Raw genomic sequence first — 23,334 nt, forward strand, 5'->3', positions numbered from 1 at the left:
CCCCTCCTAGCGCCTGCGGACCGCGCGGACGGTTCGCGCGAACCTCCGCAGGCGCGCACGGCCGCAAGCGGCACCGCACGACGCGAAGGGCTCCCGACCCGTGGGTCGGGAGCCCTTCGTCGCCTGCAGCCTATTCCCCGAACAGCAGCTTCTCGAACTCGCCCACGGGCAGCGGGCGCGAGAACACGTAGCCCTGCAGCATGTCGCACTGCATGGCGCGCAAGCGGCTGGCCTGGGCGGGCTCCTCCACCCCTTCGGCCACCGTCTTCATGTCGAGCTTCTTCGCCAAGCCCACCACCGACTCCACCACGTCCCATTCACGCTGGCCCGCGGCATCGCCCGCCGAGAAGAACGCGCGGTCGAGCTTCATCGTGTCGATGTCCACATCCTTCAGCACGTTGAGCGACGAGTACCCACTGCCGAAGTCGTCGAGCGAGCACCGGTAGCCGCACGCGTGCAGCAGGTCGATGACGCCCATGAACGTCTCGGGGTCCCCGAACACGAGCGTCTCGGTCAGCTCGAACTCGATGAGCGAGGCCGGCACGCCGTAGCGCTCGCGAATCCGCTCGTACGGCGTGACGAAATCCCGCTCGCGCAGGTGCGCGCGCGACATGTTCACCGAGATGGGAACCGGCTTCCTGCCCTGATCGATCCACGAAGCCAGCAGGGCGCACACCTGGTCGAACACGCACAGATCCACGTCGATGATGAAGCCGTTGCGCTCGAAGAACGGCACGAACTCGTCGGGCGGCACGAGGCCGCGCACCGGGTCGATCCACCGCACGAGCGCCTCGGCGCCGCCGACGGCGCCCTTGGCGAGCAACTGCTTGGGCTGGAAGTAGGCCACGAACTCGCCCCGCTCGAGCGCGCCGTGCATGCGGTTCTCCATGTCCTGCTCGGAAAGCAGGTTCTGACGGTCGACGTCGCTGTAGAACATGCAAGTGAAGTGCCGCGCGTTCGGCGCGTCCTTGCCGGCGTTGCGCGCGAAGTTCGCACGGTCCCGCACGATGGTCGTGGGCAGCCTTCGGTCGTCGATGGGATACACGCCCACGGTGAACGAGAGGTAGTAGGGCCGCGTGGACCCGACGTTGAACCGGTTGATGTCCTGCACCATGCCGTCGATGCGGCCCAGCATGACCTCGGGACGCTCGACGCGCATGAGCAGGTTGAACGCGTCGGCGTTGATGCGGCCGACGCACTCCTCGCCGCTCAGGTGATCGCTCAGGCACTCGTGGACGTAGCGCAGCACCATGTCGCCGCTCTTCGTGCCCTGGATCTCGTTCAGCAGCTTGAACTTCTTGAGGTCGAGCGCCACGAGCGCATAGGAGCCCGCCGGCGCCGCGTCGATGACGCGCCGCGCGACGAGGTCGAATTTCGTCTGGTTGAACCCCTCGGTCACCGGATCGACGAACGCCATCCGCTCCAGCTCGGCATTGGCCTTCTCCAGCGCGTTGCGCGCCTCCACGAGGTCGGTGACGTCGGTCATGGTGGTGTAGGAAACCTGGCAGCCGTCCACGTACTCGTCGATGAACGTGCTGGCAAGCTTGATCCACTTGAGCTCGCCCGCCGTGGTGTGCACGCCCGTCGTGCAGGTGTAGCCGCCGCGGCCGTTCTCCAGCGCGTCCACCACGCGCTCGTTCAGGATGGCCAGGAACTGGGGGTCGTTCTCGTAAAAGCACACGGGCGAATTGCGGTACACCGTGGCGTACTCCTCCGGCGTGGTGCCCAGCATCTCGTAGAAGTAGGAGTTGGCCCACACCAGGGTGAAGCCGTCGTCGATTTTGTGCTTGCTCACGCTGACGCGCAACGTGTCCATGAGCACGCCGTACTCGTCTTGCGTCGCGCACGATCCGGGTTCGATCCGGTCGTTTCGAGAGAACTCTCCCCGTTCCTTCATCGACGCTCCTCTCCGCCCGTAGGCGAGAGGCAATTCTACGCCTTTGCCAGCGATATGGAAGCCGGTGCGCGAAAGAACACCGTCGACGGCTTCTTATTTTTACGACTGCTTGACCACCAGCACGTCGCAGCGAAGGTTCCTGATGAGGAACGTGGACACGCTGCCCACGAACACGTACTTGATGTTCGACAGCCCGCGCTCGCCGCACACCACGAGGTTCGGCTCGAACGGCTCGATAAGCTCGTGCTCCAGCGTGTCGGCGATGCGGCCCGCGCGCACGGCGATCTCGACCGAGGGGATGTTCGGGTTCTGGCGCGCTTCGGCCAGCACGGCGGCCAGCTCGCTCTCGAGGCGCTTCTGGCCCTCGGCGCACAGCGCTTCGAAGTCGACGCCCGAAGCCTCGTAGGGAACCGAGTCGATCACATGGCCGAACATGAGCTTGGCATGGTTGTCCGCCGCCAGCGAAATCGCGCGCTGCGCAACCTCTTCCTGCGTCGACGCGCCGTCGAGCGCGGCGAAGATTCGAGCGTATTCCTGCGCCATGATCGTTCCTTTCCCTGGACTGCATGTGTGGTCCATTGTACCCCAAGCAGGCCGAAGACGCGCCCCGGGCGCTACGACGTAATCAGCAGGATGACGCCCACGCACAGCAGCAACACGTACGTGAGCTTGAGAAACTTCTCCTGGCTGATCTTCTTTTGCAGCTTGCTGCCCAGAAACGTGGCCAGCACGGCCAGCGGGATGCAGAACACGATGATCTGGATGACGTCGCCGGTGAAGTGCCCCTGCTGGAACGCGATGCACGCGTAGATGAAGTTGAGCACCGTCCAGATGGCCGACAGCGTGATGCGGAACTGCTGCTGGTCGCGCAGCTTCTGCACCGCGTAGATCACCAGCAGCGCGCCGCCCGACACGAACATGCCCTGGATGAGGCCGGCCAGCGCGAGGATGATCCACAGCGACCACTCCGGCATGAACTTCTGCTGGGGCACCGCCAGGTTCTTGATGCCGATGATCACGATGACGGCGCCGTAGATCTTCAGCAGGATATGCAGCGGCACCAGCGTGTCCAACCAGATGCCCACCAGCATGAACACGATCATCACGCTGAGAATCTTGCCCAGCTCGCGCCAGTTCACGTGCTTGATGTTGAGCACGGTCAGCAGGCCGCAGGCGAAAAAGCCCATCGCGTTGAGGATGGACACCGTCGACTCCAAGCCCAGCAGCGTCGTGCCCACCGGCATGGCGAAGATGTTGCCTGCGAACCCCGTGATGGCCTGGACCGTGTAGGCGAAAAAGAACGCGGCCAGGAAAAGCGCTTTTTCCATATATGCTACAATCCTTATCTATATGACCAGCGTACAAGTGTAGCACGGCATACACGCCAGAGGACGGAATTGCATGGCGGGATTCACCATCACCATTGCGGGGGACTCGGCGCTCAACCTGGAATTCGCCCACGCGATATCCGCGGAAACGAGCGCCAAGATCCGCATGGCCGCAGAAAACCTTACCGCGGATCCCATCAAGGGGGTCACGGAACTCGTCCCGACGTTCTGCTCGCTCATGGTGTACTACAATCCCCTCGTCATCACGTTCGACGAGCTGTCCACGAAGCTGCGCTCCAAGCTGCGCGACGTGGGCGAGGCCGACTTGAGCATCCGCAAGATCGTGCCCATCCCCGTGTGCTACGGGGGCGAGTTCGGCCCCGATCTGGCGAACGTGGCCGCACATGCGGGCCTCACCGAGGACGAGGTGATCGCCATCCACACCGATCGCGATTACCTCATCGACATGCTGGGCTTCCTGCCCGGCTTCGCCTACCTGGGCGGCCTCGACGAGCGCCTGCACACGCCGCGCCTCAGCGTGCCGCGCACGCGCATCGAGCCGGGCAGCGTCGGGATAGGCGGCGCGCAGACGGGCATCTACCCGCTGGCCTCCCCCGGCGGCTGGCAGATCATCGGGCGCACGCCGCTCAAGCCGTACGACCCCGACCGCGAGGAGCCCATCCTGTACGCGGCGGGCGAGTACCTGCGCTTCGTGCCCATCACGCCCGACGAGTACACCGCCATCGAGGCGCAGCTGGCCGCGGGAACCTATTCGTACGGCATCTTCGTGGAGGGCGAGTAGCATGGGCCTGGTCGTAAAGAAGCCCGGGGTGATCACCACCATTCAGGACAACGGCCGCTTCGGCTATCAGGGAAGCGGCTTTTCCACGAACGGCGTGATGGACCACCGCGCCTTCGCCATCGCGAACCTGCTGGTGGAGAACGAGCCGGGCGCGCCCGTACTCGAGTTCGCGCTGGCCGGTCCCACGGTGCGCTTCACCACGAACACGTGCATCGCCATCACGGGCGGCGACTTCGCCCCCACGCTGGACGGCGAGCCCATCCCGTCGTACGCCGCCATCATGGTGCGACGCGGCTCCATCCTGCGCTTCAAGGCGTCGCGCACCGGGTGCTACGGCTACCTGGCCATCGCGGGCAACAGCGTGCGCGTGGACGAGGTGATGGGGAGCCGCTCGACGAACCTCAAGTGCGAGTTCGGCGGCTGGAAGGGCCGCGCGCTCATCGTGGGCGACTACCTGCCGTTCTCCACGAAGAGCGTGGACTTCCTCCCCAACCTGGGGTCGCACCGCATCGACGGCGACGGCGAGTTCTACGGCTTCGACCGCGACGAGGTGACCGTGCGCGTGGTGCCCGGCCCGCAGCAGGACATGTTCACCGAGGAGGGGCTGGCCACGTTCTACGGCCAGGCGTACACCACCACCACGAAGTGCGACCGCATGGGCTACCGTCTGGACGGGCCGGAAATCGCCACGAAACACGGTTCCGATATCATTTCCGACGGCGTGTCGTTCGGCGCCGTGCAGGTGCCGTCCCACGGGCGGCCCATCATCATGCTGGCCGACCGTCAAACCACGGGCGGCTACGCGAAAATCGGCACGATCGCCAGCGTGGACATCCCGAAGCTCGTGCAGCGGCCCCCGGGCAGCAAGGTGCGCTTCGAGTCCATCGGCGTGCAGGAAGCGCAGACGTTGCTGCGCCAGGAGGCGCACTTGTTCGAGATGCTGGCGCTGAAAGTGCGACGACCCAGCGCCGACGGCATCTCGCCCCGGCGCACGGCGCGCCGCCTGACCCCCATCCTGGAAGAGCAGGCGCGCAAGTCGCAGGCCGACATGTTGTGGATCGATCGCGCCGACCGATCCGAGCGCATCGGCAACCGCAACGCCCTGGGAAGCATCCCGAAGCACCACCAACCATCGGACGCAACCGACACCACCGAACGCACAACGACGTAGACGAGAATGCACTGAGGAGATTGCCATGGATACGAAAGCTATCGAAGAGTTGATCGCCATCATGGACAAGGCCGAGCTCACGGCCCTGCGCGTGGACGACGGCGACACGAAAATCGAGCTGGAGCGCAACCACGGCCCGCTCTCATCAACCGCGCTGCCGCTCATGGCCGACCGCGTGAGCGCGCTGCTGGCCGGCAAGACCGAGAGCCACGAGGCGGCAGCCGTCGAAGACACCGACGAAAGCTCCATCCTCGTGCGCAGCCCCATGGTGGGCATGTTCTACATCTCGCCGAGCCCGGACGAGGACCCGTTCGTCAAGGTGGGCCAGGAAGTGCTGTCCGGCCAGACGCTGGCTATCGTCGAGGCCATGAAGATGATGAACGAGATCACCACGCCCGCCCCCGGCATCGTGGTGGAGGTGCTCGCGGCCAACGGCGCCCAGGTGGAGTACGACCAGCCGCTGTTCCGCGTGGCCACCGCCACCGGCGAAACGCACTAGGCGGCGCGCGCCATGTTCGACAAGATACTCATCGCCAACCGCGGCGAGATCGCCGTCCGCATCATCCGCGCCTGCCGCGCGATGGACATCAAGACGGTGGCCGTGTACTCCACGGCCGACAAGCATTCGCTCCACGTGTACCTGGCCGACGAAAGCGTGTGCATCGGACCGCCGGCCGCGCGCGACTCGTACCTCAACATCGCGGCCATCCTCGCCGCGGCGAAGGGCACCGGCGCGCAGGCCATCCATCCCGGCTACGGCTTCCTGTCCGAGAACTCCACGTTCGCGAAGCTGTGCCGCGAGAACGACATCGTGTTCATCGGCCCCGCACCCGACGTGCTCGACCGCATGGGCAACAAGAGCCAGGCCCGCAAGACCATGATGGAGGCCGGCGTACCCGTGGTGCCGGGCACGAAGGAGCCCGTGCACCATCCCGAGGAGGCGCTGGTGCTGGCGCGCGAGATCGGCTGGCCCATCATGATCAAGGCGTCGTCGGGCGGCGGCGGCAAGGGCATGCGCGTCAGCTACGACGAGCGCGACTTCTCCGAGCAGTTCTCCATCGCGCAGCGCGAGAGCGTGGGCGCGTTCGGCGACAACACCATGTACCTGGAGCGCTGCGTGCTGAACCCGCGCCACGTGGAGGTGCAGATCATCGCCGACACGTACGGCACCGTGGTGGCCCTCGGCGAGCGCGACTGCTCGGTGCAGCGCAACCACCAGAAGATGATCGAGGAAAGCCCCTCGCCCGTGCTCACCGAGCGCGTGCGCGACGAGATGCTGGAGGCGGCCGTGCGCGCGGCGCAGGCCGTGGGCTACACGTCGGCGGGCACCATCGAGTTTTTGCTGGACGACCAGCTTAACTACTACTTCATGGAAATGAACACGCGCATCCAGGTGGAGCACCCCGTCACCGAGATGGTCACGGGCACCGACCTCGTGGAGGAGATGATCCGCGTGGCGGCGGGCGACCCGCTCACGTTCACGCAGGACGACATCACCTATCGCGGCCACGCCATCGAGTGCCGCGTGAACGCCGAGCAGCCCGAGCGCGGGTTCCTGCCGTCGCCCGGCACCATCTCGCAGATGCACCTGCCCGGCGGCAACGGCGTGCGCGTGGACACCGCGGCGTACGACGGCTACGAGATCACGCCGTACTACGACTCCATGATCGCTAAGGTGATCGTGCACGGCCGCGACCGCACCGAGGCCATCGCGAAGATGCGCACCGCCCTGGAGGAGATGGTCGTGGTGGGCGTGAAGACGAATCTCGATTTCCAGTACGCCATCATGGAGAACGAGACGTTCGCCGCCGGAACCGCCGACACCAGCTTCATCGAGAAGTTCCTGAAAGGCGAGGTGTAACATGACGAACACTCCGACTCCCGCCAAGCCCGCAGGCGTTGCCGACGAGGTTTGGGCGCAGATGCTTGCCGCGTCGCCGGTGGAGGCGCGCCGGCTGATCCGTTCGGGCGCGTTCACGGCGCCGACGAGCGGCCTGTGTCCCGGGTACGCGCAGGCGAACCTCATCGTGCTGCCCCGCGAGCAAGCCTACGACTTCCTGCTGTTCGCGCAGCGCAACCCCAAGCCCTGCCCGCTGCTTGAAGTGACCGAGGTAGGCGCACGCGAGGCCGTCATCTGCGCCACCGACTGCGACATCGCCACCGACTTCCCGCGCTATCGCATCTACGAGCACGGCCAGCTGGTGGCCGAGGTGGAGAACGTCGAGGACTACTGGCGCGACGACCTCGTGTCGTTCGTCATCGGCTGCTCGTTCTCGTTCGAGTCCGAGCTCATCGAGGCCGGCATCGAGATCCGCCACAACACCATGGGCTGCAACGTGCCCATGTACCTGACCGGCGTGCCGTGTGTGCCCGCCGGCAGCATGTCCGGCAACATGGTCATGTCGATGCGCCCCATCCCCTACGACCAGGTGGTGAAGGCGGTGCGGATCTCCGGCGCCATCCCGAAGGTGCACGGCGCGCCCATCCACATCGGCGACCCCGCGGCCATCGGCGTGCGCGACATCGCGCATCCCGAGTTCGGCGACCCCGTGGACATCCGCGAGGGCGAGGTGCCCGTGTTCTGGGCCTGCGGCGTCACGCCCCAGTCCATCGTCATGAACAGCAAGCCCCCCTTCGCCATCACCCACGCCCCCGGCTGCATGCTCATCACGGACACGAAGAACGCGGATTTGAAGGAATAGGGTCGCACCGGACGCGTACGCTGGTTGGAACTCGCGTTCCAACCAGTATCACGATCACGAAAAAATCGAACGAGTGTTTCACGTGAAACACTCGCAAGCGTCCCATACAACAGACGCTGTCTGTCAGATTGTCTTGACGGCATGACGACCAACGTGCCATTGGGGGCAATCCGAAAGCGCGTGAAGTATTCGCGGCGTGCCGGCCATTGCTCTACAATAGGGGGCAAACGACGCGGAAGAAGGGTGCTTATGTATCGCATCGACTTGAACAGCGACCTGGGCGAGAGCTTCGGGCGCTACACGCTGGGCCTCGACGACCAGATCATCCCGCTTGTTTCCAGCGCGAACATCGCGTGCGGACAGCACGCGGGCGACCCCATGGTGATGCGCAAGACGGTGGGCATGGCGAAGGACGCGGGCATCGCCATCGGCGCGCACCCGGGCTACCCCGACCTGCAAGGGTTCGGCCGCCGCGACATGAACCTGTCGCCGGACGAGGCGTACTCCTACATGCTGTACCAGATCGGCGCGCTGCAGGCGTTCTGCTCGGCGCAGGGCGTGCAGCTCGCGCACGTGAAGCCGCACGGCCAGCTGTACAACCACGCCGCCATCGACCCCGAGCTGGCGGCCGCGTTGGCGCAGGCCGTTCGCGACGTGGACCCGCAGCTCGTGCTGGTGGGCCTGGCGAACAGCGCGCTGGTGGACGAGGGACGCAAGCTGGGCCTCGTGACGGCCGAGGAATTCTTCGCCGATCGCAACTACACCGACGAAGGGCGCCTGGTCAGCCGAAACGATCCCGCCGCGCTCATCCGCGACGAGCAGGAGGCCATCGAGCGCGTGAAGAACGCCATCCGCGAAGGGGCCGTGCTCTCCGTCACGGGCAAGCTGGTGGACCTCCATCCCGACACGCTGTGCGTGCACGGCGACTCCCCCACCGCCCTCGCGTTCGTCAGCCGCATCCGCCAAGAACTCGAACAAGACGACATCGCCATCAAAGCAGTAGGCGCGGAGTAGGATTGCGCGCCGCGCCGTCGAGTACGGCGATCCCCGCCCGATAACGCGCAGACGGCCCCGCGCGAGGGAGGGTTTGCGCGGGGCCGGGTTGATGAGGGGCCGCGCCGTGCGGCGGCGGCCCCGGGATGAGCGATTGCGGCGATGCCGCCACCAGATGTTACTTGGCGGCGAGCGCTTTGCCGATCATGCGGGCGAACGTCACCGAGCGGCCGCAGCAGTTGCCGGTGGACATGTTCGGGTACGTGTGCGCGTAGTAGGAACCCGAGTCGACGCCGGTCACGTACAGGCCCTCGATGGCCTCGCCCGACTCGTTCACAGCCTGAAAGTTCTCGTTGATGGTGATGCCGTCGAGCGTGCACAGCATGTAGCCCGAGGTGCGCACGCCGTAGAACGGCGCCTTGCGCACGGGCGACAGGCGGAAGGCCTCTTTGCCGAAGTCAGGATCAACCTGGTTGTCGTAGTTCTCGTTCTGGCGATCGACCGTCTTCTTGAGGTTCTCGACCGGAAGCCCTAAGCCCTTGGCCAGCTCCTCGATGGTGTCGGCCTTCACGATGTAGCCGTCGGCCAGCAGCCCCTCGTTGATGCCCTTCACCGTCTCGAGCGTCATGTTCGTGGGCGCGCCGTTCTCGAACGGGTACACGCGCGCGCAGCCGTGGATGTCGAACTGCTCGAGGTAGGTCTCGTAATCCGAATCCCAGATGTCCACCACGGTGTGGTTCGGCTGCGTGAGCGCCGCGTTCAGGATGTAGTCGTACGGACCGGACTCGTTGGCGAAGCGCTCGCCGTTGAGGTTCACCTTGAGCCACGGGTTCGAGCCCATCCAGAACAGCGACCCCGTGGTCTGCGCGCCACCGAACTCGTCGGGCTTCACGGCAACGCGGTCGAACACCATGGCCGTGTGCACCTCGTCCATGCGCGCGCCCGCCCACAGGCACGACTTGATGCCGTCGCCCGTGGTGCCGTCGATGGCGATGGACAGCGAGTACTTGTTCAGCGTCTGCGGCTGCAGCGCCTTGAGCATGTCCTCGTTGCGCGCGTAGCCGCCCGTGCACACGACGGTGCCCTTGCTGGCGTTGATCTTGATGTAGCCGTCGGAGCCCTTCGCGATGGCACCGGTCACCTTGCCGTTCTCGTGCACGAGCTTCACCAGCGGCGTGGTGAAGCGGAAGTCCACGCCCACCTTCTTGGCGTAGTCGCCCAGCACGATCTTGCCGTTCGTGACGTCTTTGAGGCCCGCGAACTCGGCATCGGCCGGCCAGCTGGGGATGTGGCCCGTGGCCCAGTGCTTGTACGTGGACGGCTTGGCATCGTTCGCCGCCTCGAAGAACAGCTCGAAGCCGGCCTCCTCCAGGCGATCCTGGTACCAGTCGATGGCCTCGCCGGAGTTCTGCGCCCAGATGTGGTAGAGGCGCGGGTTGCAGTAGCCGTTCGCGTAGCGCATGAGGTCGTTGCAGATCTCGTTCTCATCGATTTCGCAGCCGGCCTCCTTCTGCAGGCGGCTGTTGAGCGAGCCCAGGTTGTCGCGGACGCCGCCGCCGATGGCGGCCTTCTCGAGGCAGACGACCTTCGCGCCCTCCTCAGCGGCCGAGCAAGCGGCGAACAGGCCGGACGTGCCGGCGCCGCACACGAGGATCTCGGTGTCGACGGTCTCGACGATCTTGTCCTCGGGAATCTCGGGCTCCGCGCCCAGCCAATCGTTCACTGCAGCGGCGGCCGCATCCTCCTTCGAGGGCGCGGCGGCAGGCGAGCACCCCGCCAAGCCGGCCCCTGCCAGCGCGGCGGCCGCGGCTCCCAAACCCAGAAATGCGCGACGGCTCAATCCCTTGTTCGCTTCCGTCATGACTCTCCCCTTCCTTCTTGTGAATGTGGTCGAAGCGCCGAAACGCCCCGGTTGGAACGCATTCAACTCTACGGGTCATCCACCGGAAAAGCGTCACGTCACCCGAGTGAAGCGTCTCATACGGGTCGGGTGATTTTGCCTCCCGCCCCCTCGTGCGGTGCCGGCTCCTGCTAGAATAGCCCCCGGAAACACCGCACGATGCCTATCCGGGAGGGGATTCAAGCATGGCTGCCGCGTTCCCTCATACCGCGCCCAAGCCGGTGCACCCGCTGCGCTTCCTCGCGTGCACCGCCGCGCTCATGGGCTCGTTCATCGGCTACTGGCTGCTGAACTACAGCGCCTTCCCCCTGTTCGATCACGTGTACCTGTGGACGCGCGAAGCCAGCGCCGTCGTGGGCGGCCTCACGCTCACCGTGCTCGCGTTCGCGTCGTACTGGCATCCGCGCCTGTTCACCAGCCGAAGGTTCCTCGTGGCGGCGGTGTCGACCATGGTTGCGGGATCGCTCGTGATGGCGGTGGGGATCTTCGGGTCGCTGCCAGCCGTGCTCGTGTGCGGCGCGGCGCTGGTCACCGTGGGGACGGGGCTGTCGAACATCATCGTGGGCATCGGGTGCATCGGGCTGGACATGCGCCGGCTCGGCATCAGCGTCACGCTGGCGTACGTGCTGGCCTACGCGCTGCGCAGCGTGTTCGCGCTGCTGCCCTGGGGCGTGAACCTGGCGCTGTTTTGCGTCATCCCGCTCGTCGCCGTGCTCGTCATCGCGCCGTACGCGCGCCCCCTGCTCAACCAGGTGTATGCGGAAGGCTCGCCCGCGCAGGCCGCGGTCACGGCGCCGTCGTCGTTCCTGCCGTTCGGCCACCAGCTGTTCGTCACGCTGCTGCTGTTCCGCTTCATCTACGGCTACACGCTCACGTTCGGCGAGGTGGAGCGCGTGCCGCTGCTGGCGCTCGGCGCGTTGGCGCCGCTCGTGCTGGTGCTGGGATACGTGATGCTCAGCCGCAAGGATTTCTCGCCCGACGCGTTCTTCCAGCTGTCCATCCTGTGCTCGGTGGCCGGGTTCCTCGTGCTGTCCATCGCCACGGTGAACGGCACGCTGATCAGCACGCTCTTGTCGTGCGGCACGGGGTTCTTCGAGATTCTCATGTACTTCGTGCTCATCGCGCTGGGGGCGAAGAACACGGTGAGCGCGCTGCCGATGCTGGCCTGGGGCAATGCCATGGCGTCATGGGGCACGCTGCTGGGCGCCAACTTCGGACGGTTCACGAACGAGATGGCGGCCGACGCCACCACGACGTCCATCATCTCGGCCTGCATCGTGTTCGGCATCGTGGCGTACGTGGTGCTCGTGCAGAAATCGTTCAGCTTCTCGCACACCATCCAGGGCATCAAGCCGCTCACGCCGCTCGTGTCGTCAAGCGCGGGCGACGGCCCGCTGTCCCCCGTCGCCGACCGGTGCGCGGCCATCGGCACGGCCGCCGGGCTCACCGATCGCGAGCAGGAGATTTTCGAGTACCTGGCGCGCGGACGCAACGTCCGCTTCATCCAGGACGAGCTGACCGTGTCGTACAACACGGTGAAAACCCACGTCAGCCACATCTACGCGAAGCTCGACGTGCACTCGCACCAGGAGCTGATCGACCTGGTGGAGCGTCAGGCTTAGCGCCCGGAAGCATGCGAACGCCCGTATTCGGGCGAATACGGGCGCTATGACGGGCCGGCTAGCGCACGGCTATTCGGCGTCGGCCTCGAGCGCCTCGGCGGCCTCGTCGATGCAGCGCAGCGCGTTGAGGCTGCGCGGGTAGCCGATGTAGGGCACGCACTGGGACACCACCTTGATGAGGAACGCGCGGTCGTTGCCCACGCGCATGTTCGCCTGCGCGTGGCTGACCAGCTGCGGCTCGCACCCGCCCTGAGCGGCCAGGAAGCACAGCGTGATCATCTCACGCTGCGCGTCGTCGAGGCCCGTGCGCGTGTAGTAGTCGCCGAAGCAGTTCTCGGCCAGCCAGCGGTTGATGTGGCGCGTTTCCTCGGGACCCGACTGGTAGAAGTCAGCCATATGCGGCCCGAAGAGGTCCACCTGCTTCTGCGCGCCGGCTTCGAGGCGTGTGTCCTCGGTCGTGGTGGCCTGCCCCTCAAGCGGCAGCGACACGAGGCGATGCTCCAGCAGCTCGTTCACCGCGTATAGGAACGGCAGCATGCGCCCCATCCCCACGTACGGCGTGGCCTGGTAGACGATCTCCTTGATCTCAACCGGCGTGAGGCCCACGTTGAACGCGCCTTTCGCCATGGCCTTGAACAGGTCGATTGCCTGCGCGCCGACGAGCGATGCCAGAATGGCCATCATGCGCGTGCGGTCGTCCAGGTCGTCGCTGGCGGGCACTTCGCCGAAGGCGAAGCGATCGAGGCGCTCGACGAACTCGGGATCGGTGCTCGCGAGCGGCGAATCGAACCCGGGAAAGAGACGCTTGCGGTAGGCCTGCGCTTGCTCGTTGATCGTAGTCATGCTTGCTCCTTCTCACCTGCTTGTTGTATTGAGGTCATAGTACCTCTTCGAGTTGGCTCCAAGTCAACTGTTACCAATAAAGAAACATATTACCGAAGGCACCGCGCCGAATAACGCACGCGGCCCCTCCCCGTGCCCGCCGCGCGCTAACCCAGCACCTCGCGGTACACGCGCTCGTCCTCGTCCCCGAACACGTTGAACACCACGCGCTCGATGCGCTCGTCGCGCGCGAGCCACGCCCGCACCTCCCCCACCGCGATGCGGGCGGCGCGCTCGCGCGGGAAGCGAAACTCGCCCGTCGAGATGCAGCAGAACGCAAGGGACGCGCCGCCCGCAGCGGCCGCGGCATCGAGGCTCGCGCGGTAGCACGACGCCAGCTGCTCCTCCTGCGCGGCGGTCGGCTCTCCGGTGGGAACCTGCGGCCCCACCGTGTGCACCACGAAGCGCGACGGCAGGTTGAACGCGGACGTCACCTGCGCGCACCCCACCGGCTCGTCGCGCCCCTGCGCACGCATGAGCTCGTCGCACGCCAGGCGCAGCTGCATCCCGGCGAACGTGTGGATGGCGTTGTCGATGCAGTGGTGCCCGGGAATGAAACAGCCCAGCAGCTTGCTGTTCGCGGCGTTCACGATGGCGTCCACCGCGAGCGTGGTGATGTCGCCGCGCCACAGCGCCAGCCGCTCGTCGACGCCGCCGTCGCCCACCGGCGCCAGCGCGCTCGCATCCGTCACGCCCGCCCGCGCGATCAGCGCGCGCAGCACGGCGTCCTGCTCCTCCAACACTGCGGCGGGCACCGGACGCGGAAGCCGCATGTTCATGAGCGAGCGCGCGAGCGCCCAGCGCTCGGCAGGGTCGTCCGGCACCGCCAGCCCGGCAAGCTCCACCCGCTCCTCGGCCAGGAACGACACCAGCCGCCCCACCGCCTCGTGCATCGCCGCCTCGTCCACGTTCAACCTCCCTCGAAACACGTGCGCCCGCCGAAACCGGCGGGCGCACGAACGCTCATAACCTCATCGGCACCGTCGCCGCGCCTACGCGCCTACCAGCGCCTGCAGCGACGAGATGAAGCTGGACATGTTGCGCCAGCACATGAACAGCGTGATCACGATGATCACCACGCCCGCGCAGTTCGCGAACGCGTGGTTCTTCCACTTGCCCAGGTCCTTGCCGTTCGCGCAGTACAGCACGAAGAACGCCATGATGGGCAGCAGGATGGCGTTCGCCGCCTGCGCCACCAGGATGAGCTCGGTCGGGCTCTTGCCCAGCACGACGGCCATCACGCAGCCGGCCACCAGCACGATGATCCAGATGATCTTGAAGCGCAGGTCCTTGACCGTCTTCTTCCAGCCCAGCACGCCGTTCACCGCGTACGCGGCCGAGAACGACGCCGTGATGGCGCTCGAGAAGCCGGCAGCCAGCAGGCCCAGGCCGATCAGCCACGTTGCCCACGAGCCCAGCAGCGGCTGCAGCGCCAGCGCCATGTCCTTGCCGTTCGTCACCACGTTCTCGGTGCCGTAGATGTTCGCGGCGGCGCACACGAGGATGGCCATGGAGATGATGCCGCCCAGGCCGATGCTCAGGATGGTGTCGAAGCGGGCGTCGGACACCTGCTCGGGGTCCTTGAAGCGCTCGGACGCACCGGAGGCATGCAGGAACAGGTTGTACGGCACGATGGTGGTGCCGATGAGGCCCACCGCGGTCAGGATGCCCTTCGATCCCTCTTCGGGCAGCGCCGGCACGAACAAGCCGTGCGCAATGGCACCCCAGTCGGGGCTCGACGCGAACGCCGTGACGAGGAACACCACGCCCATGAACACGACGATGCCGGTGAGGATGACCTCGACCACCTTGTACGAGCCAATCCACATGGCGGCAAACGCCAGCAGCCCCAGCACCACGACGATGGGAATCATCGGGATGTCGGGCGTGACGGCCTGGATGCCCAGGATGCCGCCCGTGATGTTGCCCGTCTCATACGCGATGTTGCCCACGAAGATGGCGATGATAACAATCACGATTGCAATCCACATAAGCGTCTTGTTAGGAATACGATCGCGGATGTTTTCACCCAGACCCTTGCCCGAAACGATACCCACGCGCGACGCCATCTCCTGGAAGATGATGGTGGCCACCGTGGCGAACAGCAGCGCCCACAGCATGGTATAGCCGTAGCTCGCACCCGAAACCGTACAGGTGGTGACGGTGCCGGGGCCGATGAAGCCCGCAGCGACCAGCGCGCCCGGTCCGATGTTCTTGAACTTCTGAACGATAGAACTGCTCATACCCACTCCTTTCCCTACTCTCAGTCGAGCGGACGCGAACGCGCGCCCGCATTTCCCCATTACGATGCCTGTACTTTAGCAGAATAAAGGTCCCGCGTATACGCTGGGCTTATAGAGCGGCCGAGGCTTTCGGCGGTCGCAGCGCGCGCGGGCCTACTCGGCCGAGTCGTGCGGCACGACGCATTCCGACCGCTCGATGAGGTCGATCACCTCGTCGCGCGAATGCACGTCGAGCTTCTGGTAAATGGACTTGATGTGGTACTTCACCGTGTTCTCCGACACGACCAGCTTCTCGGAGATCGCGCGCGCCGTGCGCCCCTGCCCCAAGTGCACGAGGATCTCCGACTCGCGCGGCGTGAAGCCGTAGGTCTCGGCCACGTGCGCGCACCGCGCCTCGAGCGCATCGCCCTGCTGCTCGGCCGTGGGCGCGCCGCCCTCGGGCACGACGTCGACGCCGCGCAGGTTCTTGTCCTTGAACAGGAACATCGACACCATCGCCAGCAGGTAGATGGCCACGAGCGCCACCGCCGTCAGCGTGATATCGCCCTGCCCCAGCGTGTGCGCGTTCAGCATGCCCACCAGCGTTCCCGCCATCTGCGCCGCGTTCGTGCAGATGAGCGAGCACGAGAACAGCAGCGCCGCCGGCAGCTTCGTGTCGTGCACGGTATGCGCCACCATGCACCACAGGATGATGCCCGCCACCAGCGTTCCCAGCTGGGCGCACGCGTTCGCCAGACCGCCCACGCCGTTCCAGATGAGCGGCAGCAGCAGAAAGCCCGCCGCCGACAGCGGCAGCGCCATGCGGTACACCGATCCCAAGCTGGGCTGGCTTTTCACCAGCAGCGCCGGCAGCAGCAGCGCCACGATGACGATGGCCTGCGTGATGAGCGACGTGGACTGGAACGTCCCCAGCGGAATGGCCTCCGACAGCGACAGCTGCAGCATGAGGCCGCTCATAAACGAGAGGATGGCGGTGCCCAGCACGGGGCGCCACAGCGCGGACAGCGCACCCTTGAACACCGGCGCCGAGTACTCTTCGGCGATGGGCTCGCGCGCGGCGAGGCACTGGCGGCAGAACACCACGGACGCGAAGAACAGCACCGCGCCCACCGGCAGCATGAGCGCCGAGGGCAGCAGCGTCACCACGAGGTACACCACCAGGCTGAGCCCGCTGCTCATCAGCACGAACAGGTACACGCGCCGCAGGTCGAACGTGCCCGAGAAGCGCGCCCACAGCAGGTTGATCAGCGCGTCGCCCGCGCCGAAGCACAGGCCGCCCGCCACGAGCCACGGCACGAGCTCGTCCAACGGCACGAACCCCGCGAACTGGAACGCCATGCGCGTGACGATGAAGCCCGTGGCCGCAACGCCCGCGCACACGAGAATCACCGCGGGCGGAAACCCGCGGCCCGCGCGCCGCGCCAGCGCGATCATCGCCGCGTACACCACCATGCGCGCCGCGATCACCGCCACGAGGAACAGCGACTGCACGAGGGCGCCCGACTCGCCCAGCGAGGTGAGCACCGTCGGCGACTCGAACGACATGTAGCCGAACGTCAGATACAGCGCATACCCGCTCATGAACACGACATCGCGCGCCCGCATGCCCGCAACCAAATCCTTCAAACAGCTCATCGGCCCCTACCCTCCGTCTGTTTCCCTGCCAGTATATCCCATCCCCATCAATTCGTCTTTTGCTCATGGTTTGCCGTCCGATCGACGGTTTTTCGCGTCCCACCTCGGCTACCCACCCGTATCAGGTAGGGCGTTCACCGGGGGAAATGCGAAAAACTACCCGCGCGGAGGTATGGCAGGCGAGCACGCAGGCACGTATGGTTGGTGGCGCAGGGGAGGATTCCGTCACGGAAATCCTCACGATGAAGCGGGCGGTCTGGGGCCGTCGCGCTTCTCATCGAAAGGAGAGAGGGACATGAAAGAAACCAAACTGAGTCGTCGCGCATTCCTGGGCCTCGGAGCCACCGCGGCCGTCGCCGCCGGAGCCGCCGGGCTTGCCGGCTGCGCACCGCAGCAGGGTGCCGGCACCGCGTCGGCCGAGGGCAACGGCGGTTCGGGCAGCGCCGCAGCGTCGAGCGTCTCCCCCACCAACTACACCCCCGACTTCCTCACGCCGCCGGAGGTTCCCACCGACATCAAGGAGGAGAAGGACTGCGACGTCCTCGTCATCGGCATGGGTCTGGCCGGCACCGCCGCCGCCAAGGAAGCCGCCGAGGCCGGCAAGAAGGTCATCGTGCTGGAGAAACAGCCCGAGGACAGCTATTCCGTCATCTCCATGGCCGGCGACTTCGGCGTGGTGGGCTCGCAGATCCAGAAGGACCTGGGCATCGAATGGGCGCCCAAGGCCGACATCATGAACGAGTACGTCAAGGAGACCGGCGGTCGCTGCGACACGTGGATGATGAGCTACTGGTACGACCACTCCGGCGAGGACTTCGACTGGTTCATCGAGGGCGCCGACTACGAGGTGCTGAAGTCCACGGCCGCCAACCGCGAGACCGACAAGCCGAACTTCATCCGCCCGAAGTGCTTCCCCAAGCTGGAAACGTACGACTACAAGGAAGAAGTGTACCCGTACTTCCACGGCACCATCACCACGAACCCCAACATGCAGTGGGCGTGCGAGGCGGCCTTCAACGCCGCCCTAGCCGCCGGCGCCGAGCTCATCTACGAGGCCGAGGGCGAGCAGCTCATCAAGGAAGGCGACGCCGTGGTGGGCGCCTACGCCAAGACGAAGGACGGCTACCTCAAGGTGAACGCCAAAGCCACCGTGCTGTGCTGCGGCGACTACGGCGCGAACACCGAGATGCGCCACTACTACGCGCCGTGGACCGAAGAGTTCATGGGCGGCGTGGACGACGGCCGCGGCCAGCTCATGGGCATCTGGGCCGGCGGCTGGATGGAGCTGGGCCCCCACGCGCCGATGACGCACCACATGGGCGGCGCCCTGGGCGTGGACAGCTTCCTGCAGCTCAACATGGAGGGCAAGCGCTTCATGAACGAGGACGTGCCCGGCCAGAACATCGCCGACGAGCACACGCGCCAGCCGGTCGCCAAGGACCCCGAGCTTGCCAAGGCGGGCGTGAAGTCCTGGCAGATCTTCGACAGCAAGTGGCCCGAGCAGATCATCCACATGCCCGACGGCCACGGCTACACCACCTACTTCGTTCCCGACGACAAGATCGCCGAGTACGAGACCGTGCTGTCCGGCTTCGGTCTGGGCTACACGACGCAGGCTATGGTGGACGAAGCGGCCGACGTCAAATGCGACACGCTTGAGGAGCTGGCCGAGAAGACGGGCCTGCCCTACGACACGATGAAGGCCGAGATCGAGCGCTACAACGAGCTGTGCCACAACGGCCTGGACGAGGATTTCGGCAAGATGTCGAAGCGCATGTTCCCCGTCGAGAACCCGCCGTACTACGCGTGCAAGTTCGGCAACGCGGGCATGCTGGTCATGTTCGGCGGCCTCGAGTGCAACCACGACCTGCAGGTGACGAAGGACGGCACGAACGACCCGATCCCCGGCCTGTACGTGGCCGGCAACACGATGGGCCGCCGCCTCCAGGTGGACTACCCCGTGGTCGTGGCCGGCATCAGCCTGGCCACCGCCCTCAGCTTCGGCCGCCTGGCCGGCAAGAACGCCGCCGCTGCGGTGTAAGCGCCTCCCCCCGCGAGGCGTCCCCTCCTCCCCTCCGGACGCCTCCGACACGAAGGGCCCCTCTCGCCAAGCTGCGAGAGGGGCCCTTCCTCGGTACGTCAGCGAACCTACATCATGCCCGCGGCAAAGAAGGCGTAGCGGGCGAGCACGACGCCCACGATCGCAAGGGCGCACACGGCCACGCCGCCCGCCTGCGCGGGGAGCTTTCCCGCGCGGGTCGCCGCAGCCACGGCGCTTGCGGCCAGCGGCCCCACGATGCCGGCGGCAACCAGCAGCCCCGTCGCGTCCAGGCCGATGCGCGCCAGATACAGTCCGAACGCGCCCAGCACCGCGGCGAACGCAACGCCGGCGGCCACGTTCGCCGCAGCCAGGACGCCGCCCGCCAGCGCCGACCGGTCGAGCAGCGCGCACAGGCCCGCGCCCAGCGCGAGGTCGCCCACCAGGAACAGGGGCACGGTCGCAGCGCCGCTCCAAGCCGGCAGGCCCAAACTCTGGTAGTACGCCAGCCCCGTGACCACCATGAGCCCCACGGCAACCAGCCCTCCGGCCCAGCGGATCGGGCGCACCGCGGCGCCCTTCGCCTTCGCCACCGCAAGATCGACGACGATGACCGCCCCGAACGCGATGGACCAGTACGCCTCCTGCGCGATCATGGAGCCGGGGTTCGCCATGCCGTTCACGAACCGCAAGGGCTGCCCCAGATGCAGCAGCGTGCCGCACAGGCCCAGTCCCAGCAACACGAGGCACACGAGCGGGAACAGCCAGGGGCGCGCAGGAGCGGCGGCCCCCGAGCCCGCGCGCCCGTTCCCGCACAGGGCATCGACCGCGTACGCTCCGGCCGCCAAGCCGGCGAACGTCGTGAACACCAGCAAGGGAAGCATTTCGGCAAACATCTTCATCCCCTCTTTCCTATATATAGTAGACCGACGGATGCGTGCCGGCCTCCGGCAGGTACGGTTCGGCATGCCGCTCTTGCATGAGCTTGCTCGGCGCGCTCTCCGGATCGTTCAAGTCGCCGAACACGCGCGCGTTCGCCGGGCACGCGGCCACGCAGTACGGCTCGACGCCCTCGGCCACGCGCTCGGCACAGAAGGTGCACTTGCTCATCACGTGGTCGACGTCGTTCATCGACGGCGCGCCGTACGGGCACACCCAGCTGCAGTAGCCGCACGCGATGCACACGTCCTGATTCACCGACACGATGCCGGTAGCGGGGTCTTTGTGCATGGCCCCCGACGGACAGTTGTTCACGCACGCCGGGTTCTCGCAGTGGTTGCACAACAGGGGCCGGAAGGCCAGCGTGGTGCGCGGGAACGTGCCCGTCGATTGGTACAGCACGTCGCCGTCCAGGCTTTCCAGGTGGTTCCAGTGCGCGCTGCCGGGAACCTCGTTCGATATCTTGCAGCTGACCGTGCAGGTTTGGCAGCCCACGCAGTGCTGGGTGTCAATCACCATGCCGTAGCGTTTCTCGGTCATGATCTCCTCCTTTACGCCTTCTCGACTTCGACGAGCACGTCATAGAAGGCGCTGTTCGTCATGCTGTAGGCTTCTTCGGCGTCGCAGATGGTGTGATGGGTCAGGTTTTGGTAGCAGCCTTCGATGAAGTAATCGGGCGTCCACCCGCTCTGCGTGGCCACCGTGCCCGGGATGATGCCCTCGGTGAGGAACGCCCGGATCTTCATGTCGCCGCGATCGTTGAGCACGCGCACCACGTCGCCGTGCGCGATGCCGCGCGCCTCGGCGTCGACGGGGTTCATCTGCAGCAGGGGCTCGTCCTGCACCACCTCGAGCGCCGGGTTCAGAATGTGCTGCGTGTGCACGTTCAGGCGGTCGTGGTACTGGATGTACACGAGCGGGTACTTCGCGGCCAGCTCGCCTTCGCGCGGATCCTCGCACGGCGGTTGCCACGTGGGAACCTCCTCGTCGAACGCCACCAGGGACTCGGTATAGAACTCGAACTTGCCGGTGTCGGTCTTGTACCCGGTGCCGTCGGCGTAGACGATGGCGGGGTCGTACAGCGCGTCGGAGCGGCCGAAGATGCCCTGCTCGACCACGTCGCGATCCCAATCGAGGCCGTCCCATGCCGGATGGTCGGTGCCCACGAACTGGCGAATCCATTCTTCGTCGGTTTTGCTCCAGTAGTCCTCGACGCCGGTCTTCTTCGCCAGCAGCGACATGATCTCGACGTCGGACTTGCTCTCGCCCATCGGCTCGATGGCGGGCTGGTTGAACATGGCCCAGGGGCTGCGGTCGACGAGGTCCCAGTGCTCCCAATACGTGCAGGCAGGCAGCACGATGTCGGAGTACTTCGCCGTCCACGTCCACCACGGATCGACGGTGACGATGAAGTCGATGGCCGGGATGACCTCGTTGATGATGCGGTTGGAATCGGGGCTCATGTTGATGAAGTTCGAGTTGGCGATCCACAGGAAGTCGATGGGCACCGGATCGTGGTTCACCGCCGCCGCGTACACCTTGGAGGACGGCACGAGGTTCGCCTTCTTTCCCGTGTCCGACCAATCGGTGAAGTCGTACACCGGACCCGTGTAGCCGGCAACCGGCTTGTTGGTGGCCGTGCCGCCCGCGTGCGACGCGCCGCCGCCGGGGACGCCGATGTACCCGGCGACCATGGCCAGCGTGGCCACGGTGCGGAACGGCGCGTAGGAATGGTACACGCGCTGCATGCCCTGGCCCATGCGGATGCCGGCGGGCTGCGCCTCGATGTACTCTCGGGACAGACGTTCGACCACGTCCGGGTCGATGCCGCAGATCTCGCCGGTGCGCTCGAGCGTGTACGGGGCGCACGCGTCGACGAGGTGGTCGAACGCGGTGCGGCACGCCACGCCGTCGACCGTGAACGAGCCCGTCAGCGCGGGCTTGACGCTTCCGCCCTTGATGGAGGCCGCATCGGGGGCGGGCACCGCGGTGCCCGTCAGTTCGTCCCAGATCACGTACGTGCCGGCGCCGGCGCCCGCTTCGCCCTGCGCCGCCGGAGCGGTGCCGATGGAACCCTCGTCGGCCTTCCCGGTTCCCGCCGCCGTGGCCACCACCTTGCCGTCGACCATACGCAGGTACGCGCCATCGTCCTCGCGGATGAGATAGGGGGCGACCGATTCCTCCACCAGCTTGTCTTTGGCGTGCAGGTCGTTGCCGATGATCCAGTTCATCATGCCCAAGGCCAGCGCCGGATCGGTTTGCGGGTTGAGGGGAATCCACTCGTCGGCCATGGCCGCCGTGGAGCACTGGCGCGGGTCGATGACGATGACCTTCGCGCCGTTCTTGCGCGCGGCCACGTAATCGCGCAGCTCGGACGTGTGCGTGTCGGCCACGTTGCGGCCCCACACGATGAGCAGCTTGGAATTCAGGTAGTCGCGCGAGTCGTGGGCGCCGCGGTGCGTGCCGAACACCATGGTCATGCCCATGGACGCGCCGTGATCGCCCATGATGCCCTCGATGTCCCAGGTGGTGGCTCCCACGGTGGCGGCGTAGCGCGTGGGCGCCTCCCACGACAGCTTGCCCAGGTCGCCCGTGAACGAGTAGAACGAAGCGGCCTGCGGGTCTTTGGCCAGCACGGCGTTGAGCTTCTCGGCGATCGCGTCGATGGCCTCGTCCCAGGTGATGCGCTCGAACTCGCCCGAGCCGCGCTCGCCCGTGCGCCGCATGGGGTACATGACGCGCGCGTTTTCGTCCTGCAAGCGCTGGATGTAGCTCATGGAGCGCAGGCACGCGTTGGCGTACCCCGGCCGCCCCGGCATGTCGCCCGGCTCCACGCGCACGAGCTTGCCGTCGCGCACCGTGCCGCGCAGATGGCAGCGCGACGTGCAGTTCACCGTGCACACCGCGTGCACGGCCTTCTCCCCGGCGGCTGCCGGAGCCTCGTCGGCCAGCGCTTCGGGCGCGCCGGCGCCCTGCGCCCCGAAACCCAGCGCGGACGCGACGGTTATCGCGCCGACGCCCTTGATGAACGTGCGACGGGTCAGCTTGCCGTCGCGCATGAAGTACTCGGGTTCGCATACGCCAGCATGCGTCTCGGTCGTCTTCATCTCACCCTCCTCTTCCTCGTCTTCTCCGATGGCCCCAAAGAAGCCCAAAGGGGACAGGCGCCTTTGGGGCCATTC

Annotated in this window: 19 protein-coding genes; 8 read left to right on the forward strand and 11 right to left on the reverse strand. The window is 66.3% G+C overall.

Features of this window, described 5'->3' with window-relative positions; genetic code table 11:
* Positions 1-130: 130 nt before the first annotated feature.
* The 3 genes from H8S61_RS07345 to H8S61_RS07355 all read right to left on the reverse strand — a co-directional run bounded on the left by H8S61_RS07345 (position 131) and on the right by H8S61_RS07355 (position 3,225).
* Positions 131-1,897, reverse strand: a complete 1,767-nt coding sequence (locus tag H8S61_RS07345) for a putative bifunctional diguanylate cyclase/phosphodiesterase (RefSeq protein ID WP_186938515.1) — start codon at positions 1,895-1,897, stop codon at positions 131-133.
* Positions 1,898-1,996: 99 nt separating this feature from the next.
* A complete protein-coding gene (locus tag H8S61_RS07350; protein ID WP_154333292.1) occupies positions 1,997-2,440 on the reverse strand; it encodes a universal stress protein in 444 nt (147 codons plus the stop codon).
* A gap of 71 nt (positions 2,441-2,511) precedes the next feature.
* Positions 2,512-3,225, reverse strand: a complete 714-nt coding sequence (locus H8S61_RS07355; RefSeq protein WP_160942157.1) for a sulfite exporter TauE/SafE family protein — start codon at positions 3,223-3,225, stop codon at positions 2,512-2,514.
* Positions 3,226-3,298: 73 nt separating this feature from the next.
* Between H8S61_RS07355 and pxpB the strand changes: the two genes are divergently transcribed.
* From pxpB to H8S61_RS07385, 6 genes are all read left to right on the forward strand, one after another.
* The gene (pxpB, locus tag H8S61_RS07360; protein WP_154333290.1) at positions 3,299-4,027 is read left to right on the forward strand and encodes a 5-oxoprolinase subunit PxpB; all 729 of its coding nucleotides are present in this window, start codon (positions 3,299-3,301) and stop codon (positions 4,025-4,027) included.
* A gap of 1 nt (position 4,028) precedes the next feature.
* Positions 4,029-5,198 carry a 5-oxoprolinase subunit C family protein gene (locus tag H8S61_RS07365; RefSeq protein WP_160942158.1) on the forward strand — a complete coding sequence of 390 codons (1,170 nt, stop codon included), beginning with the start codon at positions 4,029-4,031 and terminating at the stop codon, positions 5,196-5,198.
* A 25-nt stretch (positions 5,199-5,223) separates the two neighbouring features.
* The gene (gene accB, locus H8S61_RS07370) at positions 5,224-5,697 is read left to right on the forward strand and encodes an acetyl-CoA carboxylase biotin carboxyl carrier protein (protein ID WP_160942159.1); all 474 of its coding nucleotides are present in this window, start codon (positions 5,224-5,226) and stop codon (positions 5,695-5,697) included.
* 12 nt (positions 5,698-5,709) lie between these two features.
* Positions 5,710-7,059, forward strand: a complete 1,350-nt coding sequence (gene accC, locus H8S61_RS07375; protein ID WP_154333288.1) for an acetyl-CoA carboxylase biotin carboxylase subunit — start codon at positions 5,710-5,712, stop codon at positions 7,057-7,059.
* 1 nt (position 7,060) lies between these two features.
* Positions 7,061-7,900 carry a putative hydro-lyase gene (locus H8S61_RS07380; RefSeq protein ID WP_222617626.1) on the forward strand — a complete coding sequence of 280 codons (840 nt, stop codon included), beginning with the start codon at positions 7,061-7,063 and terminating at the stop codon, positions 7,898-7,900.
* A 249-nt stretch (positions 7,901-8,149) separates the two neighbouring features.
* Entirely contained in the window at positions 8,150-8,914 is a 765-nt protein-coding gene (locus H8S61_RS07385) for a LamB/YcsF family protein (RefSeq protein WP_154333283.1), read from the forward strand.
* A 157-nt stretch (positions 8,915-9,071) separates the two neighbouring features.
* On the opposite strand, the gene H8S61_RS07390 is transcribed toward H8S61_RS07385, so the two are convergent.
* Complete coding sequence (locus tag H8S61_RS07390) at positions 9,072-10,754, reverse strand: FAD-dependent oxidoreductase (protein WP_186938516.1); 1,683 nt, start codon at positions 10,752-10,754, stop codon at positions 9,072-9,074.
* A gap of 224 nt (positions 10,755-10,978) precedes the next feature.
* On the opposite strand from H8S61_RS07390, the gene H8S61_RS07395 reads away from it, so the two are divergent.
* On the forward strand, positions 10,979-12,415 hold the full coding sequence (locus H8S61_RS07395; RefSeq protein WP_160942163.1) for a response regulator transcription factor: 1,437 nt from the start codon (positions 10,979-10,981) through the stop codon (positions 12,413-12,415).
* Between the two features lie 69 nt (positions 12,416-12,484).
* Here H8S61_RS07395 and H8S61_RS07400 read toward each other — a convergent pair whose 3' ends face one another.
* The 4 genes from H8S61_RS07400 to H8S61_RS07415 form a co-directional block, all read right to left on the reverse strand.
* Positions 12,485-13,258 (reverse strand): carboxymuconolactone decarboxylase family protein, encoded by a 774-nt coding sequence (locus H8S61_RS07400; RefSeq protein ID WP_154333281.1) that lies wholly within the window; start codon positions 13,256-13,258, stop codon positions 12,485-12,487.
* Between the two features lie 146 nt (positions 13,259-13,404).
* The gene (locus tag H8S61_RS07405) at positions 13,405-14,205 is read right to left on the reverse strand and encodes a protein-ADP-ribose hydrolase (protein WP_366458027.1); all 801 of its coding nucleotides are present in this window, start codon (positions 14,203-14,205) and stop codon (positions 13,405-13,407) included.
* Positions 14,206-14,289: 84 nt separating this feature from the next.
* The gene (locus H8S61_RS07410; RefSeq protein WP_160942164.1) at positions 14,290-15,540 is read right to left on the reverse strand and encodes an Nramp family divalent metal transporter; all 1,251 of its coding nucleotides are present in this window, start codon (positions 15,538-15,540) and stop codon (positions 14,290-14,292) included.
* Positions 15,541-15,693: 153 nt separating this feature from the next.
* The gene (locus tag H8S61_RS07415) at positions 15,694-17,175 is read right to left on the reverse strand and encodes a response regulator transcription factor (RefSeq protein ID WP_015759854.1); all 1,482 of its coding nucleotides are present in this window, start codon (positions 17,173-17,175) and stop codon (positions 15,694-15,696) included.
* Positions 17,176-17,470: 295 nt separating this feature from the next.
* Between H8S61_RS07415 and H8S61_RS07420 the strand changes: the two genes are divergently transcribed.
* A complete protein-coding gene (locus H8S61_RS07420; RefSeq protein ID WP_015759853.1) occupies positions 17,471-19,216 on the forward strand; it encodes an FAD-dependent oxidoreductase in 1,746 nt (581 codons plus the stop codon).
* A 107-nt stretch (positions 19,217-19,323) separates the two neighbouring features.
* On the opposite strand, the gene H8S61_RS07425 is transcribed toward H8S61_RS07420, so the two are convergent.
* The 3 genes from H8S61_RS07425 to H8S61_RS07435 are packed head-to-tail and all read right to left on the reverse strand — an operon-like array spanning position 19,324 to position 23,259.
* Positions 19,324-20,109, reverse strand: a complete 786-nt coding sequence (locus H8S61_RS07425; RefSeq protein WP_186938517.1) for a DmsC/YnfH family molybdoenzyme membrane anchor subunit — start codon at positions 20,107-20,109, stop codon at positions 19,324-19,326.
* 16 nt (positions 20,110-20,125) lie between these two features.
* On the reverse strand, positions 20,126-20,692 hold the full coding sequence (locus tag H8S61_RS07430; RefSeq protein WP_015759851.1) for a 4Fe-4S dicluster domain-containing protein: 567 nt from the start codon (positions 20,690-20,692) through the stop codon (positions 20,126-20,128).
* Positions 20,693-20,703: 11 nt separating this feature from the next.
* Positions 20,704-23,259: a molybdopterin-dependent oxidoreductase gene (locus H8S61_RS07435; protein WP_186938518.1), complete on the reverse strand. Its 2,556-nt coding sequence runs from the start codon at positions 23,257-23,259 to the stop codon at positions 20,704-20,706.
* Between the last annotated feature and the right edge of the window lie 75 nt (positions 23,260-23,334).

The organism is Eggerthella hominis (assembly GCF_014287365.1).
Lineage (GTDB): Bacteria > Actinomycetota > Coriobacteriia > Coriobacteriales > Eggerthellaceae > Eggerthella > Eggerthella guodeyinii.

Bases quoted from the DNA above. Each gene is read 5' to 3' on its own strand.
- H8S61_RS07345 (WP_186938515.1), bottom strand. From the start codon at position 1,897: ATGAAGGAACGGGGAGAGTTCTCTCGAAACGACCGGATCGAACCCGGA.
- H8S61_RS07350 (WP_154333292.1), bottom strand. From the start codon at position 2,440: ATGGCGCAGGAATACGCTCGAATCTTCGCCGCGCTCGACGGCGCGTCG.
- H8S61_RS07355 (WP_160942157.1), bottom strand. From the start codon at position 3,225: ATGGAAAAAGCGCTTTTCCTGGCCGCGTTCTTTTTCGCCTACACGGTC.
- pxpB (WP_154333290.1), top strand. From the start codon at position 3,299: ATGGCGGGATTCACCATCACCATTGCGGGGGACTCGGCGCTCAACCTG.
- H8S61_RS07365 (WP_160942158.1), top strand. From the start codon at position 4,029: ATGGGCCTGGTCGTAAAGAAGCCCGGGGTGATCACCACCATTCAGGAC.
- accB (WP_160942159.1), top strand. From the start codon at position 5,224: ATGGATACGAAAGCTATCGAAGAGTTGATCGCCATCATGGACAAGGCC.
- accC (WP_154333288.1), top strand. From the start codon at position 5,710: ATGTTCGACAAGATACTCATCGCCAACCGCGGCGAGATCGCCGTCCGC.
- H8S61_RS07380 (WP_222617626.1), top strand. From the start codon at position 7,061: ATGACGAACACTCCGACTCCCGCCAAGCCCGCAGGCGTTGCCGACGAG.
- H8S61_RS07385 (WP_154333283.1), top strand. From the start codon at position 8,150: ATGTATCGCATCGACTTGAACAGCGACCTGGGCGAGAGCTTCGGGCGC.
- H8S61_RS07390 (WP_186938516.1), bottom strand. From the start codon at position 10,754: ATGACGGAAGCGAACAAGGGATTGAGCCGTCGCGCATTTCTGGGTTTG.
- H8S61_RS07395 (WP_160942163.1), top strand. From the start codon at position 10,979: ATGGCTGCCGCGTTCCCTCATACCGCGCCCAAGCCGGTGCACCCGCTG.
- H8S61_RS07400 (WP_154333281.1), bottom strand. From the start codon at position 13,258: ATGACTACGATCAACGAGCAAGCGCAGGCCTACCGCAAGCGTCTCTTT.
- H8S61_RS07410 (WP_160942164.1), bottom strand. From the start codon at position 15,540: ATGAGCAGTTCTATCGTTCAGAAGTTCAAGAACATCGGACCGGGCGCG.
- H8S61_RS07415 (WP_015759854.1), bottom strand. From the start codon at position 17,175: ATGAGCTGTTTGAAGGATTTGGTTGCGGGCATGCGGGCGCGCGATGTC.
- H8S61_RS07420 (WP_015759853.1), top strand. From the start codon at position 17,471: ATGAAAGAAACCAAACTGAGTCGTCGCGCATTCCTGGGCCTCGGAGCC.
- H8S61_RS07425 (WP_186938517.1), bottom strand. From the start codon at position 20,109: ATGTTTGCCGAAATGCTTCCCTTGCTGGTGTTCACGACGTTCGCCGGC.
- H8S61_RS07430 (WP_015759851.1), bottom strand. From the start codon at position 20,692: ATGACCGAGAAACGCTACGGCATGGTGATTGACACCCAGCACTGCGTG.
- H8S61_RS07435 (WP_186938518.1), bottom strand. From the start codon at position 23,259: ATGAAGACGACCGAGACGCATGCTGGCGTATGCGAACCCGAGTACTTC.